The following is a 16,693-nucleotide window of genomic DNA, read 5'->3' on the forward strand; positions in this document are numbered from 1 at the left end:
CGTTGAGGTGAATACTAGATTCAGGACAATGGAAGCACTAGACGACAAAATGGCAATTCAGCGTTCCATTGGTGGAACGATGGAGGGTGCGATGGCTACTGCAGTGCAGGACCTGAACGATCTGTACTTCTTCACCCGGGTGGTCGAACACGGCGGCTTCGCGCCGGCCGCGCGCGCACTCGACATGCACAAGTCGAAACTGAGCCGGCGCATCGCGCTGCTCGAAGAGCGCCTCGGCGTGCGCCTGATCCAGCGCTCGACGCGGCGCTTCGCGGTGACCGAGATCGGCCAGGCCTATTACGGGCATTGCGTGGCGATGCGGGTCGAAGCCGAAGCGGCGCAGGAGGCGGTCGAGCGCACGCGTGCCGAGCCGCAGGGCATCGTGCGGCTGGCCTGCCCGACCGCGCTGCTCGAATACCAAGTGGCCGACATGCTGTCGCGCTACATGGCCGAGTGCCCGCGCGTGCAGATCCACGTTGAAAGCACGAACCGCCGCGTGGATGTGATCCGCGAAGGATTCGACCTGGCGATCCGGGTGCGCTTTCCACCGCTGGAAGACACCGACCTCGTGATGAAGGTGCTGGGCGACAGCCCCCAGCGGCTGGTTGCGCACCCGCGGCTGGTCGAGCCGCTGGGCTGCCCGTGCGTGCCGGCCGACCTCTCGGCGCTGCCCAGCGTCGCCTGGGGCCCGCCGCAGCGCGAACACCGCTGGAATCTGGAAGGCCCGGACGGCGCCAGCGCGCAGGTGGTGCATGCACCGAGGTTGGTCACCGACGACCTGTCGGCACTGCGCAGCGCCGCAGTGCACGGCGTCGGGGTCGCGCAGTTGCCGACCATGATGGTGCGCGACGATCTCGAAGCGGGCCGCCTGATCGACGTGCTGCCGCGCTGGGCACCGCGCAGCGGCATCGCGCATGTGGTGTTTCCGTCACGCCGTGGCCTGTTGCCGGCGGTACGCGGGCTGGTCGATGCGCTGAGCCGGGGTTATCAGGTGGCCATCCAGCCTTGATCCGCAGGAATGGATGCCATTGAATCGACCGATGCGTCGTGGGTCGCGATCGGCGGTGGCAGCGCGCGCGATCTGCACGAGACGCTGTCGGGAACCGCCGCGCAGGCGGAAACTGTCAGTTTGCCGGGGGCTGCCCTGTTCTTTCGCCCGTCGTTCGACTTCTATTCCCGCTGGAGGTGGCATGAGCAGGCAAGGCGCGACCGCTCAAGAATTGCTCGAAGCCTTGCGCGCGCAGCGTGCGTTCGGGGCGCTTGATCCGGAAGCGCTTGCCGGCGTCGCGTCGGTGATGCACGTGAAGAAGTTCTCTGCGGATGACCTGCAGGACGATATCGACGGGCTCTATTTCATCCTTCGCGGGGCGGTGCGCCTGATCGATGCCGACAGCCGAACCGAGGTTGCGCTGCACCCGGGGGAGTTGTTCGGTTACGGCACGCCCGCGAGCGCGGTGGGGGCCTGGTCGGCCACGGTGTCCGACGACGCGCTGCTGGCACGGGTTGCGAGCACCGATATCGATGCGCTGTGCGCGGCGCAGCCGTCGCTGCGATGCTTCCTCGCACCGGAGGCGACCGTGGTCGCGGACGCACATCCAGCCCCGCCGGGCCTGAATCTGCTGCCGACGTCGGTGCGCGCGCTGATCAAGCGCGGCCCCGTCACGCTGGCGCCCGATACCTCGATCCGCGATGCCGCAACGCTGATGACCGAGCAACGCGTGTCGTCCGTGCTGATCGTGTCGCAAGGGCGCCTGTCGGGCGTGGTGACGGATCGCGACCTGCGCAGCCGCGTGATTGCACAGGGCACCGACACGTCGCGCCCGCTCAGCGACATTGCCACGCCGCGGCCGCTGACGATAGACGTACGGAATCCGGCATTCGAGGCCCTGTTGCTGATGACCCGCCACAACATTCATCACCTCCCGGTGACGGACGGCGATGCACTGGTCGGTGTGATCACTGCGACTGACCTGAACGCGCATCACAGCACGTCTCCAGTCTTTCTGGCGGGCGAAATCTTCAAGCAGGACACACTCGAAGGCCTCGCCGCTGCCGCTGCACGCGTCGCACTGCTGCAGCAGAATCTCGCCGCGTCGGGTGCATCTGCATACAGCAGCGGTCGCATGATCACGGCCATCACCGACGCCATCACCTGCCGGCTGCTGCAGCTGGCCGAGGCGAAACTGGGGCCGCCTCCGATCGATTACGTATGGGTGGCAGCCGGATCGCAGGCACGCAGCGAGCAGACCGCGCGGTCCGACCAGGACAACTGCATGGTCATCGACGATGCCTTCGATCCCGCGCGTCACGGCGAATATTTCAACGCGCTGTCCGTATTCGTGTGCGACGGCCTGGCTGCCTGCGGATACGTCCACTGCCCGGGCGAAATGATGGCAATGACGGATCTTTGGCGGCAGCCGAAGTCGCGCTGGCTGCAGTATTTCCGCAGGTGGACGGACGAACCCGACCCCAAGGCGCTGATGCTCACCTGTGTGTTCTTCGACCTCAGGGCGATTTACGGCAAGGCGTCCCTGCTCGATGAACTGCGGCGCGACATGCTGTCGATGACGCAGGGCAAGCGCATGTTCCTGGCCCATATGGTTGGCAATGCGCTCACCCACACGCCTCCGCTGGGCCTGTTCCGCGCGATTTCGACGATACGCTCCGGCGCGCACCGCGGCACCATCGACTTCAAGCACAGCGGCATCGTTCCGGTGGTCGATCTCGCCCGCGTCTATGCGCTGGCCGGCGGGCACGAAGCCATCAATACGTACGACCGGCTTGATGTGGCGGCGACGAGTGGCGAAATCAGCGGGCAAAGTGCGCGCGACCTGCGCGAAACGCTGGAATTCATTGCCCGGATACGCATCCGGCATCAGCTCAGTCAACTTGCGGCCGGGCTGAAGGCCGACAACTTCGTCAAGCCGGACGAACTGTCGAACTTCGAACGCAGTCAGCTCAAGGATGCCTTCGGCGTCGTGCAGACCCTGCAGAGCGTCCTTGGGCAGCGTTACCAGGCGGGACGGTTCTAATACTTCAACCGCGCGTAATACGTCTGCTGCGCCGCTTCGCGCGCTTCGCCCAGGGTGTGGATGCCCTTCTCAGCGAGCAGCGGAATCAGCCGCAGGAACACTTCGGCGGTGACGATGGCGTCGCCGAGCGCCGTGTGGCGGCCGATTACGGTGATGTTGAAGCGCTCGGCAATGGCTTCAAGCCGGTGCGATTCCTGATTCGGGTGCACCAGCGCCGACAGCAGCAGCGTGTCCAGCACCGGCTGTTCGAAGCGCAAGCCGGTGGCGGCCTCCTTCAGTTGCAGGAAGCGCATGTCGAAGGCCGCGTTGTGGGCCACCAGTACGGTGTCCTGCGCAAACGCATGGAAAGCCGGCAGCACGGTGGCGATGGTCGGCTGACCGTCCACCTGGACCTGCGTGATGCCATGGATCGGGATCGAGGCGGCAGGAATCGTCCGCTGCGGGTCCACCAGCTGTTCGAAACTTTCCTGCCTCAAAAGCTTGCCATTGACGATGCGCGCGGCGCCAATCTGGATGATTTCGTCGCCTTCGCTCGGATTCAGCCCGGTGGTTTCGGTGTCGAATACGGTGTAGGTCAGCTCGGTCAACGGTCGGTCGGCAAGCGTGCGGCTCGACTCGGTCGAGCGGAACAGGTCGAAGTCGTAATATTCGGGGCGGCTGCCTTGCGGCACGAAGGTGGCGGTGTCGAGCTGTTCGCGTTCGCTGGCCAGCGGCAGCAGGAAGCGGAAAAAGGCGCGGTGGCGCACGCGTTCGCGCTCGAGCCAGAATTCGCCGCCGTGGCGCTCGACCACGTCGCGCACAGAAAGCGGCGATCGCTCGCTGCCCGTGGTCATGCCGTCCATCTGCCAGTTCATCACGGTTTCGGTGCTCATGGTCTGGCCCTGCCAGATCAGATCGAGTTGCGCGCGCGCACCCTGCGGCGCCGCGCCGAGCCGCAGCTGCACGGCGCGGATGTCGTATTCGTCGGCCAGCCGGAAAGCCAGACAGGCGAGCGCTTGCAGCAGCGAAAAGCTGTCCACCTTGAGCCACAGCGAGCCGTCGACCTCGTCCGCCGCGGCGCGTGGTGCGCCCAGCGATTCGATGCGCCGCAGCGCGGCCGACACCAGGTCGGCGCCGAGCATGTCTTCCAGCGGCCAGCGCGCCTTGATGCCGCGCGTGGATTCATCGGCGAGTTTGCCCACCCGCGTGCTCATGGCGCCGACCTCGTCGCGGATGACGCCGTGAAAGCGCTCGCGCATCGCCGTGTCGAGATCGGGGAAGTCGAGCATGTCGATGGCCGCCTGCATGTTGGCGAGCGAGGCGCGGCTGCCTTCGGTCAGCCCGAGCAGCAGCCGGTCGCGCGCCGATTCCTCTTCGAAGTCGCGCGTGATGTTGTCGAGCATCAGCACGAAGCCGCCGATGCTCTTGTCGTCGCCCTCGCCGCCCGCTCGCACCGGTGTCATCTGCGCCCGCAGCAACTGGCCGGCGCGCGTGGTGGTGACGAACTGCGCCGACGGACTGGCCACGCCGCGCTGCATGCGCTGCTGGATGTTCTCCAGCGCGTGCGCCACCAGCTTGCGGTCGAACACGGTGTAGATCGAGCGGCCGAGACCGATCAGTTCGGCGCCTGAAGCGACCGTCGGTGCGTCGGACAGCGCACGGAACTGCAGGCGCGCGCGATTGTTGTAGAGCAGGATGCGGCCGTCGAGATTGCACACGACAACGCTCTGCGTCAGCTCCGACATCAGCGCGGCCAGCCGGCTGCGCTCCTGTTCGACGCTGCGACTCGCTTCGTGCACCTGTTGCGCGATGTCGGCGCGCAGCCGGGCACGCTGTTCGGCGAAACCGGAAATGACGTCGGCCAGCGCCCGGTTTTCCGCCGCGCCCTGCGGCGTCAGGGTGCGCTGGACGTCGGCGCCGAGCAGGATGCGCGCCTCGTCGAGCAGCCGAGCGGGTGCGACGATGTAGTGTCGGTACAGGGCGTTCAACCCCGCGGCGGCAATCAACAGTACGAATACCAGAGTCATGCCGGACAGCGGCAGCCGGCTGCCGATGAGCGCGCTTACCGTGTCGCGCTCGGCCGGTTCGAGCGTGAGCCACAGCAGCGCACCGCTGACCAGCGCCCAGCCGCTCATGAGCAGCGCAAGCGCCGCCAGTGCGAGCAGCACGCGGCGGTCCGGGCGCAGCCGCGGGTTCACGTCGCCGGCTCCAGCATCGAGCGCACCTTCAGCACCAGCTCGCGCGTCGAAAACGGTTTGGTCACGTAGGCGTCGGCGCCAAGCGCCAGCCCTTTCGCGACGTCGGTGTCGCGCCCCTTCGCGGTGAGCATCAGGATGCGGACATCCTTGAGCCCGTCCTGCGCGCGCACTTCCTGGCAGACCTCGAAGCCGGTCTTGCCGGGCATCATCACGTCGAGCAGCACCAGGTCCGGCCGGGTGGCGACGATGGCAGCCAGCGCTTCGACGCCGTCGCGCGCGACGGTCACTTCGTAGCCTTCGCGTTTCATCAGGAATTCGAGCGAAATCAGTATGTTAGGCTCGTCGTCGGCAATCAGAATCTTGTGTGTCACGGCAGTCTTCCTCCTCCTGATCCGCGTCGGTCCATCATGCCGGCGGACTTTCCTGTGCATTCCAAGGTAGATGGAAGCTGACACAGGTGCCTTGCCCTGGATCAGCTTCCAGCCACATATGTCCGCCGAAATGCTCGACGATCTGCCGGCTGATCGGTAGCCCCAGGCCGGTACCCTGGGGCCGCGTGATGCCGTCGCCACCCTGGTGGAATTTCTCGAATACCACCTTCTGCTGGTCGGGAGGCACACCCGGCCCGTTGTCATGCACGTCGACCGTGATGCCGCGACCGTCGGTGTGCATCCGTACAACGACCCGGCCGCTGCCGCGTGGCACGAACTTGGCGGCGTTCGACAACAGGTTGAGCACGACCTGGGTCAGCCGGTCCGGGTCGGCGCGCAGCGTGCGCATGTGCGCCGGCGCCTGCAGTACGACCGTCGATCCGCGCTCGCGGAACACCTCCTGCGTCGTTTCTATGGCCTGCTCGACCAGCGCCCGCAGGTCGACGTCGGTGTTGTGCCACTCGGCATGGCCCGACTCGATCTTCGCCATGTCGAGCACCTGGTTGACCAGACGGGACAGGCGTTCGGTCTCGGCGACGATGATGCCGAGGAAATGCTGGCGTTGTTCGACGTCCATCGCCGGGTCATCGACCATCAGTTCCGACAGCGCGCGGATCGAGGTCAGCGGCGTGCGAAGTTCGTGCGTGACCGAGGACATGAAGTCGTCCTTCAGCCGGTCCAGGCTCTTCAACTGGTCGTTGGCGGCACGCAGTTCGGCGGTGGCGCGTTCGAGCGAGCGCGACTTGTCTTCCAGCGCGTGCGAATAGGCGCGCAACTGCGAAGCTTCGTCGAGGATGCGCATCACGTCATCGAGCCCGAGCGCTTCTTCCTCGACCACCGAGGCCACCATCACCCGCGCCGAGGCGCTGCCGATGGCGCCCGCGAGCTGGGTTTCGACGAACTGCACCAGCCGGGCGTCCGGCTTGATCTGATCGACCCGCGTCGCGCCCACGCGTGCGGCGTACTCCTCGAACAACTGCTGCGCGCGCGCGGCGCCGAGAAAGCGGGCGACCAGCGGCTGCAGGTCGGCCACTTCGGCGCGGCCGCGCCAGAATACCGGCCCGCTGCTGGCGGTGCGCTCGAACACGTCGACGAACAGCAGCGCCTGGCTGGTTTCGCCGGCCGACGGGATGCGCCACAGCGATACGCCGACATAGGCGCCGATGTTGAGCAGCAGGCTCCAGAACAGCGAGTGCGTCAGGTTGTCGAGCCCGGCCAAGCCGAGCATCTGTTCGGGCTTGAGCAGCGCGATGCCCCATGGTCCGTGTTCGAGAAAACTGGCGTCCATCCAGCCCGACTTGGCGATGGACGGCAGCATCAGCGTCCACGTCCAGGCCGCAAAGCCGGCGCTCAACCCGGCCATCGCGCCGCCCTGCGTGCCGCCCTTCCAGTACATGCCGCCGAGCACGGCCGGCGCGAACTGCGCGACGGCGGCGAAGCTGATGAGGCCGATGCTCACCAGCGCGTAGGCCTCACCCGCCACGTGGAAATAAACGTAACCCAGCAGCATCACGCTGAGGATGGCGGCCCGGCGGATGCGCAGCAGCAGGCCGGTCAGATCGCCGACGGCGCGCGCGCCGTAGCGACGGGTACGCAGCAGCAGCGGCATGACCAGGTCGTTGCACACCATGGTCGACACCGCGATGGTTTCGACGATCACCATGCCGGTGGCCGCTGACAGCCCGCCGATGAAGGCGACCAGCGCCAGCGCGTGCTGGCCGTGGGCGAGCGGGATCGACAGCACGAAGGTTTCGGCGTCGCGCACGCCGGGGCCGAAGTACAGCAGGCCGCCGAGCGCGATCGGCAGCACAAACAGGTTGATCAGCAGCAGGTACAGCGGGAACACCCAGACGGCGCGCCGCAGATGGCGCTCGTCCACGTTCTCGACCACCATCACCTGGAACTGGCGCGGCAGGAAGATGACCGACAGCATCGACAGCACGGTCATCGCGAACCATTGTTCGTAGGCGAATGGGCGGCCCTGTTCGAGACCGAGCAGCGGGCGCAGATCGGGGTGGGCGAGCGCGCGGCCGAACAGGTCGCCCAGTCCGTCGAACACCCAGTAGCTGACGAACAGGCCGACGGCGACAAAGGCGAGCAGCTTCACCACCGACTCGAAGGCGATCGCCGCCACCATGCCCTCGTGCCGCTCGGTGGTGTCGAGGTGGCGCGTGCCGAACACCATGGTGAAGCCGGCCAGCGCGAGGGCAACGTACAGCGTGCTGTCGCGCCACCATTGCGCCGCCCCGGCGGCGCTCTCTCCCGGCATCGCGGTAAGGACGGCGTAGCCACTGGAGACCGCCTTCAACTGCAGTGCGATGTAGGGAACGATGCCGACGACGGTGATCAGTGTCACCAGCCCGGCCAGCAAGGGGCTCTTCCCGTAGCGGCTGGCCACGAAGTCGGCGATCGAGGTGATGCGGTAGGTGCGGGCGATGCGGATCATCTTGCGCACCACCATCCACGCCAGCACCATCGCCAGCGTCGGCCCGAGGTAGATGGGCAGGAACCACACACCCGATGTCGAGGCGCGCCCGACGCTGCCGAAGTAGGTCCAGGCAGTGCAATAAACGGCCATCGACAGGGCGTACATCCAGGCATTGCCGATCACCGAGCGCCCCTGCTGAGCCCGATGGTCGCCGTACCAGGCGATGGCGAACAGCACCAGCAGGTAGGCGAATGAGGTACCGACGAGCAGCGGGGCGGACAGCACGGTCAGCGCTCCGGACGTTCGATGATCCAGCCGAGCAGCGCGATCAGCGTGCCCCACACGACGAACAGCGCGGCCGGGAACAACGGCAGGCCGAGCAGCGTCGCGTCACGGTCCCACAGCGCGAGCAGCGGGAAGTTGAACAGCAGCAGCGCCGCTGCGAACAAGGCCAGAAGGCGCTGGGTGCGAAGCGCGACCGTCACGGACGTCTCCGCCTCAGGCCGTCTTCTTGCCGGTCTGCAGGTGGGCGTGCCGGCTCAGCGCAAAGCTGGCGAAGAACTTGCACCAGATGGTCGAGCCGGCGATGGCCGACCAGACTTCATACTCGAGCGAACCGCTGACCACGCCGAGGATGACGAACACCACGACGATGCCGGCCACCAGATTGATCGTCATTTCATACGGTGCCCAGCGCGCGGCGTCGGCCGGCGGCTCGCCGCGCTTGATCGCCACTTCCGAGAAATCGCGTTTGACCATGATGCGCCAGGCGCGGCGCAGCCAGAAAAAGGCCATCGGGAACAGCGCGAGAAACAATATCCACGTCATTGCGACGCTGATGTCGAAAACCATGTCGGGCTCCTGACCTGCTCCGCCGTCAGGCCTGCGCGGCGGATGCGGGAGAAAAAAGGCCCCGCCGGCAGGACCGGCGAGGCCTCACATTAAACCATCAGTCCGCGCGGCGGGCCGATGGTCCGGTCAGCATGAACCGCGTGCTCAGTGCGCGCCGTCCACCGCCTTGGAACCGCGCGGGATGCGCACGGCTTCGACCATGTGCTGGATGTGCTCCGGCGGCTCCTTGGTCACCTTGTCAACCGCGAAGGCAACGATGAAGTTCACCAGCGCACCCACGGCACCGAAGGCTTCCGGCGTGATGCCGAAGAAGCTGTTGGCGCCGCCGATCATGTCGACGAAGTCAGTGCCCTTCACGAAGAAGATGCCCTTGTGCGCAAACACGTAGAACAGCGTGACGGCGAGGCCTGCCAGCATGCCGGCGATGGCGCCTTCCTTGTTCATCTTCTTCGAGAAGATGCCCATCATGATGGCAGGGAACAGCGACGACGCCGCAATACCGAAGGCCAGGGCCACCGTACCGGCCGCGAAGCCCGGTGGGTTCAGACCCAGCCAGCCGGAGATCACGATGGCCACGGCCATGGCGATCTTGCCGGCCAGCAGTTCGCCCTTTTCGCTGATGTCAGGCACGAAGATGTTCTTGATCAGATCGTGCGACACGGCCGCCGAGATGGCCATCAGCAGGCCGGCAGCGGTCGACAGCGCCGCAGCCAGACCGCCCGCGGCCACCAGTGCGATCACCCAGTTGGGCAGCAGCGCAATTTCCGGGTTGGCCAGCACGATGATGTCGGCGTTCACCGTCAGCTCGTTGCCCTTCCAGCCGGCCGCTTCGGCCTTGGCCTTGGCTGCATCGTTCTTCGTCTTGTCGTCGTAGTACTGGATGCGGCCGTCGCCGTTCTTGTCCTCGAACTTCAGCAGGCCGGTCTTTTCCCAGCGCTTCATCCAGTCCGGACGATCATCGGCCTTGATGCTCGACTCTTCGGCGTACAGGTCGCCGCCCTTGACGACAGCCGTATTGACCGTGCCGTGCAGGTTGAGCTTGGCCATCGCCGCGACAGCCGGAGCGGTCGTGTAGAGAATGGCGATGAACACCAGTGCCCAGCCGGCCGAGCTGCGTGCGTCCTTGACCGTCGGAACGGTGAAGAATCGCATGATCACGTGCGGCAGACCGGCGGTGCCGATCATCAGCGACAGCGTGTACACGAACATGTTGAGCGTCGAGCCCGCCGTGGTCGTGGTGTATTGGCCGAAGCCCAGATCGGTCACGACCATGTCGAGCTTGCTCAGCAATGACACGTCGCTGCCCGCCATGTTGGAGCCCAGACCCAGTTGCGGAATGGCGTTGCCGGTGAGCTGCAGCGAAATGAAGACGGCCGGCACCGTGTAGGCCAGGATCAGCACGATGTACTGAGCGACCTGCGTGTAGGTGATGCCCTTCATGCCGCCGAACACGGCGTAAAGGAACACGATGCCCATGCCCACATAGATGCCCACTTCCGACGACACGCCGAGGAAGCGCGAGAACGCCACGCCCACACCGGTCATCTGGCCGATGATGTAGGTGATCGATGCGGTCAGCAGGCAGATCACCGCCACCATCGAGGCCGACTTCGAGTAGAAGCGGTCGCCGATGAACTGCGGCACCGTGAATTTGCCGAACTTGCGCAGGTACGGCGCCAGCAGCATCGCCAGCAACACGTAACCGCCGGTCCAGCCCATCAGGAACAGGCCGCCGCCGTAACCCATGTTGGAAATCAGACCGGCCATCGAAATGAAGGACGCAGCCGACATCCAGTCAGCCGCAGTCGCCATGCCGTTGGTGACCGGGTGCACGCTGCCGCCGGCAGCGTAGAACTCGCTCGTCGATCCTGCACGAGCCCAGATGGCGATGCCGATGTAGAGCGCGAAGCTCAGGCCGACACCGATGTAGATGGTTGTTTGCAGATCCATGGCATCAATCCTCGTGTACGTCGAACTGACGGTCAATGTCGCCCATCTTCTTGGCGTAATAGAAGATTAGCGCGATGAAGACGTAGATCGAGCCCTGCTGCGCGAACCAGAATCCGAGCGGGTAACCGCCGAGATGGATGCCGTTGAGTGCATCCGCGAACAGGATGCCGGCGCCGAACGACACCACGAACCAGACGATCAGGATCTTGGTGAGCAGGCCCAATGTGGCTTGCCAGTAGCCACTGTTACCTTTTTCCATGGGTGTTTCTCCTCCGATGTTTTTGAACTACCCGGCTCCGCGGCTGTTGTGCCGGGGCTTTTCTGACCGCAGTTCCGGGCGCCCTTTACTGCTGCGTGCCGGATACTAGGGTGCTTACCTTACGGCAAGCTTATGCGGCGCTGGCCGCAGCGAGACCAAGGCGCGATGGCGTCGGCGCACGCCGGATGACCGCCCGGCGCGGCAAAGCCGTCATCCCGTGGTAGTTTCGGCGCATGGTCGCTATCAACGGATATCTTCTGCTGGCCGGCCTGCTGCTGTTCGCCAGTGTGCTCGGCAGCACCGTGTCCACCCGGCTCGGGCTGCCGCTGCTGCTGCTGTTTCTCGTGGTCGGCATGCTGGCCGGCGAGGACGGGCCCGGCGGCATCCAATTCGGCGATTTCACGGCCGCCACCTTGGTCGGCCAGCTCGCGCTCGCCGTCATCCTGCTCGACGGCGGTCTGCGCACCCGCACAGAAACCTTCCGCGTGGCGCTGCGCCCGGCGGCCGTGCTGGCCAGCTGGGGCGTGGTCGCCACCGCGGTGCCGCTCGGGCTGTTCGCCACCTGGCTGCTCGATGTGGACTGGCGGCTCGGCATGCTGCTGGCCGCCATCGTCGGCTCGACCGACGCCGCAGCCGTGTTCGCGCTGCTGCGCAACAGCGGGGTGCGCCTGAATCAGCGGGTGAAGGCAACGCTGGAGATCGAATCCGGCGCCAATGACCCGATGGCCATCCTGATGGTGACCATGCTGGTCGAAATGCTGCTGCACCCGGAACAGTCGAGCCCGCTGCGTTTCGCGCTGATGCTGGTCAGCCAGATGGGGCTGGGTGCGCTGGCCGGTCTCGCCGGGGGCTGGGTGCTGGCGCGCCTGCTGCGCCGGCTCAAGCTGGCCGAAGGCCTGTATGCGCTGCTCATCCTGTCCGGCGGTCTGCTGATCTTCGCCGCCACCAACCTGCTCAACGGCAGCGGTTTTCTCGCCGTATATATAGCGGGGCTCATCGTGGGCAACCGGCGCAGCCACGCGACCGAACACGTGCTGCGCGTGATGGACGGCCTGGCCTGGCTGGCGCAGGCCGGCATGTTCGTCGTGCTCGGCCTGCTGGTGACGCCATCGCACCTGCTCGACCACGCGTGGGAAGCGCTGGCCATGGCCGTGTTCCTGATCCTGGTTGCGCGCCCGTTCGCGGTCGCCACCGGCCTGCTGCCCTTCCGCTACCCGGTGCGCGAGGTGGCCTACATATCGTGGGTCGGACTGCGCGGCGCAGTGCCCATCGTGCTGGCCATCGTGCCGGTCATGATGGGCGTGCCCGACTCACTGCTGCTGTTCGACGTCGCCTTCGCCGTCGTGCTGCTGTCGCTGCTGGTGCAGGGCGCCACCGTGCCAACGGCCGCGCGCGTGTTCGGCGTCGAGGTGCCGCCGCGCGACGAGCCGGTGGACCGGCGCGAAGTGTGGGTCGGCGGCGACGCCGCGCTGGAACTGCTCGAATATCTCGTCGGCGCCGGTTCCGCGGCTGAAGGGCGCCACCCCGATGACATCGCGGCCGACTTCGGCGAACCCGGCGAAGTGCGCTGCGTGGCCGTCACGCGCGACCAGCGCCTGGTGCGCCTGCAGCCTGCGTCCCGGCTGGCCGAGGGCGACGCGGTGTGGTTCGCCGCGCCGGACGCGCTCGCCGAACCGATCGCCCGCGCCTTCGGCGCCGTGTCCGGCGGCCTCAGCGCGCACGCGGGTTTCTTCGGCGAATTCGTCGTCGACCCCAGCTGCCGCGCCGGCGACCTCGCGCTGAACTACGGCTTCGAACTGTCGCCCGACGATGCCGAACTCGACCTGAAGACGCTGATGCTGTTCCGCCTCGGCCGCGGCGCCGTCGTCGGCGACCGCGTCAGCGTCGGCGCCATCCAGCTCACCGTGCGCCGCATGGACGCCGCCGGCAACGTGGTCGCGGTGGGGTTGAAGGTGCCGCAGGCGGGGGAGCGCTGAGGTCCTGACGACCCCAGAAACAAAAAGCGGCCCGCATCGCTGCGGGCCGCTTGAGTGCTGGTGGGTTGTGAGTGGCTCGAACACTCGACCTACGGATTAAGAGTCCGCTGCTCTACCAACTGAGCTAACAACCCGAAACGGGTTCGCAATACCTGTTTTTCGGCCCACCGTGTGGTGGGTCGGGCGAGACTCGAACTCGCGACCAACGGATTAAAAGTCCGCTGCTCTACCGACTGAGCTACCGACCCTCGCCTTGCGAAGAGGGCGGATTATAGGAAGCGGGTTTTGATGCGTCAAGGCTTTCCGGCATTGGCGGCGTGCGGGGGCGCTCCGGCTACTCGCGCATCAGCCACCACATCGACGCCTTCATGGTCAGCGCCGAGCCGATGATGATGGCCAGCAGCGCGATGGCGGAGCCGAGCGCCAGTGTCGATACGCCGGTGATGCCCTGGCCCACGCTGCAGCCGGACGCAAGCACGCCGCCGATGGCCATCAGCGCCCCACCGATGCCGTGGCGCACCAGGTCGGCGCTGCTGCGGAACCACTCGATGCGGAATTTGCCGGCCACGATGGCGTACAGGAAAGCGCCGACGATGACGCCGACCAGCGCCATGACGCCGAAGTTGAGCAAGGCGGTATTGGTCGGGTCGAGCAGGTAGCGCGCGCTGTCGGCCATCGGGCCGACGAAGGTGTAGGACTGCGCTTCGACGCGGCTGGGCAGCACGTCGGCGAATTCAGCCCACTCCTTCCATTCGGCGGCGCGCGGGCCGGCGGTGAGCCACCAGCCGGCCAGCACGGCCAGACCGAAGCCGATGCCGCCGGCGATGTTGTCCGGGTCGCGCCGGAATTCGGCATTCGCGAAGGCCCAGACGGCGAGTGCGCCGGCGATCAGCCAGGCCAGCGCGCGGTTCAATGTGGCGGCGTCGCCGCCGACCGTACCCGCGACGACCGAGCCAAGGGCCTGCGAGTCGATGCCGCGCGCATCGAGCGACAGCGTGAAGCTGCCCATCCAGCCGAAGGCCAGCGCGTAGAACTCGGTGAAGATCATCAGGTAGGCGAACAACGCGCCGACCGCCAGCACGAACACCGATTTGAGGTTGCCGCCGCCGATGCGCACCAGTGTCTTGTTGCCGCAGCCGCTGGCCAGCGTCATGCCGATGCCGAACAGCAGGCCGCCGACCAGATAGCGCAGCCAGGCGAGCTGCGGGCTGCGGTAGGGCGGGTAGGTGGTGGCGAGGTCGATGATGCCGGCCGATTCCATGCCGACCAGACCGGCCATCGCGGTGGCGATGGCCAGCATCCACGAGCGCATGCGGCCGAGGTCGCCGATGTTGATCCAGTCGGACACCGCGCCCATGGTGCAGAAATTGGTGCGCGAGGTCAGCGCGCCGAGCGCGATCGACAGCCCGAGCACGGCGGCCAGTGTTTCGGTGTGGATGTTGAGGTCCATCGTGTTCGGGTCCGGTTGTCGGCCCCTCGCACGGGGGCGCTATCTGTACGGCGTCGGGTCCGCGATGCCCGCGGCAGCGAAGCCTTCACGGCGCAGGCGACACGAATCGCACACGCCGCAGGCGCGGCCGTTGTCATCGGCCTGGTAGCACGACACGGTGAGACCGTAATCGACACCCAGATCTGCGCCAGCGCGGATGATACCCGCCTTGGTCAGTGCAATCAGCGGTGCGTGCACGGTCAGTCGGGCGCCCTCCACTGCGGCCTTCGTGGCCAGATTGGCCATCGCTTCGAAGGCCTTGATGTATTCCGGTCGGCAGTCGGGGTAACCGGAGTAGTCGACCGCGTTGACGCCGCAGTGAATGTCCTGCGCGCCAAGTACTTCGGCCCAGGCCAGCGCCAGCGACAGCATGATGGTGTTGCGTGCCGGCACATAGGTGACCGGGATGCCGGGCGCCACGCCGTCGACCGGCACGTCGATCGCGCTGTCGGTCAGTGCCGAGCCGCCGAAAGCACGCAGGTCGAGCGTCAGCGTGCGGTGGCTGGCGGCGCCGAGCGCCTTCGCCACGCGCGCGGCGGCCACCAGTTCGGCACGGTGGCGCTGGCCGTAATCGACCGACAGGCAGTGGCAGTCGTGCCCCTGGGCACGCGCCATCGCCAGCACGGTGGCCGAATCGAGGCCGCCGGACAGCAGCACGACGGCCGGCCGCGAAGAAACCGTACTGCCCATTGCGTGCGCCCCTTCCTACTTCTTCTTCGGCGGCGGAGCCAGTTGCTTCAGGCGCTGACGCGCGACGTCGGCTGCCGGCGTGCTGCCGTACTCAGCCACCACGGTGTCCAGCGTCTTCTTCGCGCCCTTCGTATCACCCTGGACCTGCTGCGTGTTGGCCAGACCAAGCAGGGCCTCGGGTGCGCGCACGTCGGACGGCCACTGTGTGTGCACCGTCTGGTACAGCTCGGCCGCGCGTGGGTAATTCTTGGCCTGGAAGCCCGAGCTGGCGGCCCAGTAATGCGCCGCAGGCTGGAAGCTGCTCTGTGGCCAGGTGGTGATGAAGGCCTCGAACGCGCTCTGCGCGTCGGCAAACTTGCCGCCCTTGAGCAGATTGAGCGCGGCTTCATAGTCGCGCGCCTCGGCCGCCGGATCGGCGGCCGGTGCTGCTGCGGCCGCGGCGGCAGGCGCGGCTTCGAGCGCACGCAGGCGGTTGTCCAGATCGAGGTAGAAATCCTTCTGCCGCTTGGTGGCGGCTTCCAGCTCGTAGGTCAGCACCTCGTTCTGGCCGCGCAGCTTGGCGATTTCGGCGCGCAGGGCTTCGATCTGGTTGGTCAGGTCAAGCTGCACGCGCTGCGATTGTTCCACCTGCGCATCGAGCTTGCCCAGCCGTGAGGTGGATTCAAGCTTGAGCGCTTCGATGCGCTGACGCGCCACGTCGTCATCGAACAGCGCCCACGCCGGGGTGCTGCCGATGAACAGCATGGCCAGCGCCGTCGCGATGCCGCGACGGGCCAGCATCAGAACTCACCCGAATAGAGCATTTCCGAGCGGCGGTTCTCGGCGTAGGCGGCTTCGTCGCTGCCTTCCATGCGCGGCTTTTCTTCGCCCAGGCTGACCGACTCGATCTGCGCTTCCTGCACGCCCAGCAGCATCAGCGCGCGCTTGACGGCTTCGGCACGCTTCTGGCCGAGTGCCAGGTTGTACTCGCGCGAACCGCGTTCGTCGGTATTGCCCTGGATCAGCATCTTCAGCTTCGGGTTGGCAGCCAGCACCTTGGCGTGCGCCGAAACCAGGCTGGCGTAGCTGTCCTTGATGGCGTAGCTGTCGTAGTCGAAGTAGATGATGCGCTTGGACAGCGGGCTGTTCGGGTCCTTCAGCGACGCCATCAGCGCCTCTTCCGGCGTCATGGTCTTGCCGCTGACGGCGGGCGGGGCAACCGGCGTGCCGCTCGGGCCAGCCGGCGCAACCGGCGTCTTGCTTTCGGTCGGGGCGGCGGGTTGCTCCGGACCGGATGACGAGCAGCCGGCGAGCAGTGCGAGGGTCAGGGTGGCGATGGCGATCTTGCTGGCGGATGTTTGCATGGCTGGGGCCTTTCTAGTGGTCGGAACGGGGAGTGTGACGTGAGTTAAAGGTTTGATCTGTGCGGC

Annotated in this window: 14 protein-coding genes and 2 tRNA genes; 3 read left to right on the top strand and 13 right to left on the bottom strand. The window is 66.5% G+C overall.

Features of this window, described 5'->3' with window-relative positions:
• Positions 1-103 precede the first annotated feature (103 nt).
• Entirely contained in the window at positions 104-1,009 is a 906-nt protein-coding gene (locus tag ACTIFF_RS14615) for a LysR family transcriptional regulator (protein ID WP_439537545.1), read from the top strand.
• A 181-nt stretch (positions 1,010-1,190) separates the two neighbouring features.
• Entirely contained in the window at positions 1,191-3,032 is a 1,842-nt protein-coding gene (locus tag ACTIFF_RS14620) for a putative nucleotidyltransferase substrate binding domain-containing protein (RefSeq protein WP_439537490.1), read from the top strand.
• Here ACTIFF_RS14620 and ACTIFF_RS14625 read toward each other — a convergent pair.
• The 7 genes from ACTIFF_RS14625 to ACTIFF_RS14655 form a co-directional block, all read right to left on the bottom strand.
• A complete protein-coding gene (locus ACTIFF_RS14625; RefSeq protein WP_439537491.1) occupies positions 3,029-5,209 on the bottom strand; it encodes an exonuclease domain-containing protein in 2,181 nt (726 codons plus the stop codon). The two genes, ACTIFF_RS14620 and ACTIFF_RS14625, sit on opposite strands and share 4 nt — an antisense overlap.
• Positions 5,206-5,580, bottom strand: coding sequence for a response regulator transcription factor (locus tag ACTIFF_RS14630; protein ID WP_439537492.1), 375 nt, complete (start codon positions 5,578-5,580; stop codon positions 5,206-5,208). Before ACTIFF_RS14630 ends, ACTIFF_RS14625 begins: the two co-directional genes overlap by 4 nt.
• Positions 5,581-5,614: 34 nt before the next feature.
• On the bottom strand, positions 5,615-8,353 hold the full coding sequence (locus ACTIFF_RS14635) for an ATP-binding protein (RefSeq protein WP_439537493.1): 2,739 nt from the start codon (positions 8,351-8,353) through the stop codon (positions 5,615-5,617).
• Positions 8,354-8,355: 2 nt separating this feature from the next.
• Entirely contained in the window at positions 8,356-8,553 is a 198-nt protein-coding gene (locus ACTIFF_RS14640; protein WP_069039020.1) for a hypothetical protein, read from the bottom strand.
• A 13-nt stretch (positions 8,554-8,566) separates the two neighbouring features.
• Positions 8,567-8,920, bottom strand: a complete 354-nt coding sequence (locus ACTIFF_RS14645; protein WP_305614860.1) for a hypothetical protein — start codon at positions 8,918-8,920, stop codon at positions 8,567-8,569.
• A 144-nt stretch (positions 8,921-9,064) separates the two neighbouring features.
• Positions 9,065-10,870, bottom strand: a complete 1,806-nt coding sequence (locus tag ACTIFF_RS14650) for a sodium:solute symporter family protein (RefSeq protein ID WP_439537494.1) — start codon at positions 10,868-10,870, stop codon at positions 9,065-9,067.
• Between the two features lie 4 nt (positions 10,871-10,874).
• Positions 10,875-11,129, bottom strand: coding sequence for a DUF4212 domain-containing protein (locus tag ACTIFF_RS14655; RefSeq protein WP_439537495.1), 255 nt, complete (start codon positions 11,127-11,129; stop codon positions 10,875-10,877).
• A gap of 233 nt (positions 11,130-11,362) precedes the next feature.
• Between ACTIFF_RS14655 and ACTIFF_RS14660 the strand changes: the two genes are divergently transcribed.
• Positions 11,363-13,105: a potassium/proton antiporter gene (locus tag ACTIFF_RS14660; RefSeq protein WP_439537496.1), complete on the top strand. Its 1,743-nt coding sequence runs from the start codon at positions 11,363-11,365 to the stop codon at positions 13,103-13,105.
• Between the two features lie 58 nt (positions 13,106-13,163).
• On the opposite strand, the gene ACTIFF_RS14665 is transcribed toward ACTIFF_RS14660, so the two are convergent.
• The 6 genes from ACTIFF_RS14665 to pal all read right to left on the bottom strand — a co-directional run bounded on the left by ACTIFF_RS14665 (position 13,164) and on the right by pal (position 16,627).
• A tRNA-Lys gene (locus ACTIFF_RS14665) sits at positions 13,164-13,239 on the bottom strand.
• Between the two features lie 38 nt (positions 13,240-13,277).
• Positions 13,278-13,353: transfer RNA gene (locus tag ACTIFF_RS14670), tRNA-Lys, on the bottom strand.
• A gap of 86 nt (positions 13,354-13,439) precedes the next feature.
• Positions 13,440-14,555 carry a YeeE/YedE family protein gene (locus tag ACTIFF_RS14675; RefSeq protein WP_439537497.1) on the bottom strand — a complete coding sequence of 372 codons (1,116 nt, stop codon included), beginning with the start codon at positions 14,553-14,555 and terminating at the stop codon, positions 13,440-13,442.
• A gap of 39 nt (positions 14,556-14,594) precedes the next feature.
• Entirely contained in the window at positions 14,595-15,284 is a 690-nt protein-coding gene (gene queC, locus ACTIFF_RS14680) for a 7-cyano-7-deazaguanine synthase QueC (RefSeq protein ID WP_439537498.1), read from the bottom strand.
• A gap of 15 nt (positions 15,285-15,299) precedes the next feature.
• Complete coding sequence (gene ybgF, locus ACTIFF_RS14685) at positions 15,300-16,064, bottom strand: tol-pal system protein YbgF (protein ID WP_439537499.1); 765 nt, start codon at positions 16,062-16,064, stop codon at positions 15,300-15,302.
• Positions 16,064-16,627 carry a peptidoglycan-associated lipoprotein Pal gene (pal, locus tag ACTIFF_RS14690; protein ID WP_439537500.1) on the bottom strand — a complete coding sequence of 188 codons (564 nt, stop codon included), beginning with the start codon at positions 16,625-16,627 and terminating at the stop codon, positions 16,064-16,066. Before pal ends, ybgF begins: the two co-directional genes overlap by 1 nt.
• Positions 16,628-16,693 lie beyond the last annotated feature (66 nt).

Origin of the sequence: Methyloversatilis sp. (assembly GCF_051861465.1) — a bacterium.
Lineage (GTDB): Bacteria > Pseudomonadota > Gammaproteobacteria > Burkholderiales > Rhodocyclaceae > Methyloversatilis.

Excerpts from the sequence above, each read along its gene's own strand:
- ACTIFF_RS14620 (WP_439537490.1), top strand. The coding sequence starts at position 1,191 with ATGAGCAGGCAAGGCGCGACCGCTCAAGAATTGCTCGAAGCCTTGCGC.
- ACTIFF_RS14645 (WP_305614860.1), bottom strand. The coding sequence starts at position 8,920 with ATGGTTTTCGACATCAGCGTCGCAATGACGTGGATATTGTTTCTCGCG.
- ACTIFF_RS14650 (WP_439537494.1), bottom strand. The coding sequence starts at position 10,870 with ATGGATCTGCAAACAACCATCTACATCGGTGTCGGCCTGAGCTTCGCG.
- ACTIFF_RS14655 (WP_439537495.1), bottom strand. The coding sequence starts at position 11,129 with ATGGAAAAAGGTAACAGTGGCTACTGGCAAGCCACATTGGGCCTGCTC.
- ACTIFF_RS14660 (WP_439537496.1), top strand. The coding sequence starts at position 11,363 with ATGGTCGCTATCAACGGATATCTTCTGCTGGCCGGCCTGCTGCTGTTC.
- ACTIFF_RS14675 (WP_439537497.1), bottom strand. The coding sequence starts at position 14,555 with ATGGACCTCAACATCCACACCGAAACACTGGCCGCCGTGCTCGGGCTG.
- queC (WP_439537498.1), bottom strand. The coding sequence starts at position 15,284 with ATGGGCAGTACGGTTTCTTCGCGGCCGGCCGTCGTGCTGCTGTCCGGC.
- ybgF (WP_439537499.1), bottom strand. The coding sequence starts at position 16,064 with ATGCTGGCCCGTCGCGGCATCGCGACGGCGCTGGCCATGCTGTTCATC.
- pal (WP_439537500.1), bottom strand. The coding sequence starts at position 16,627 with ATGCAAACATCCGCCAGCAAGATCGCCATCGCCACCCTGACCCTCGCA.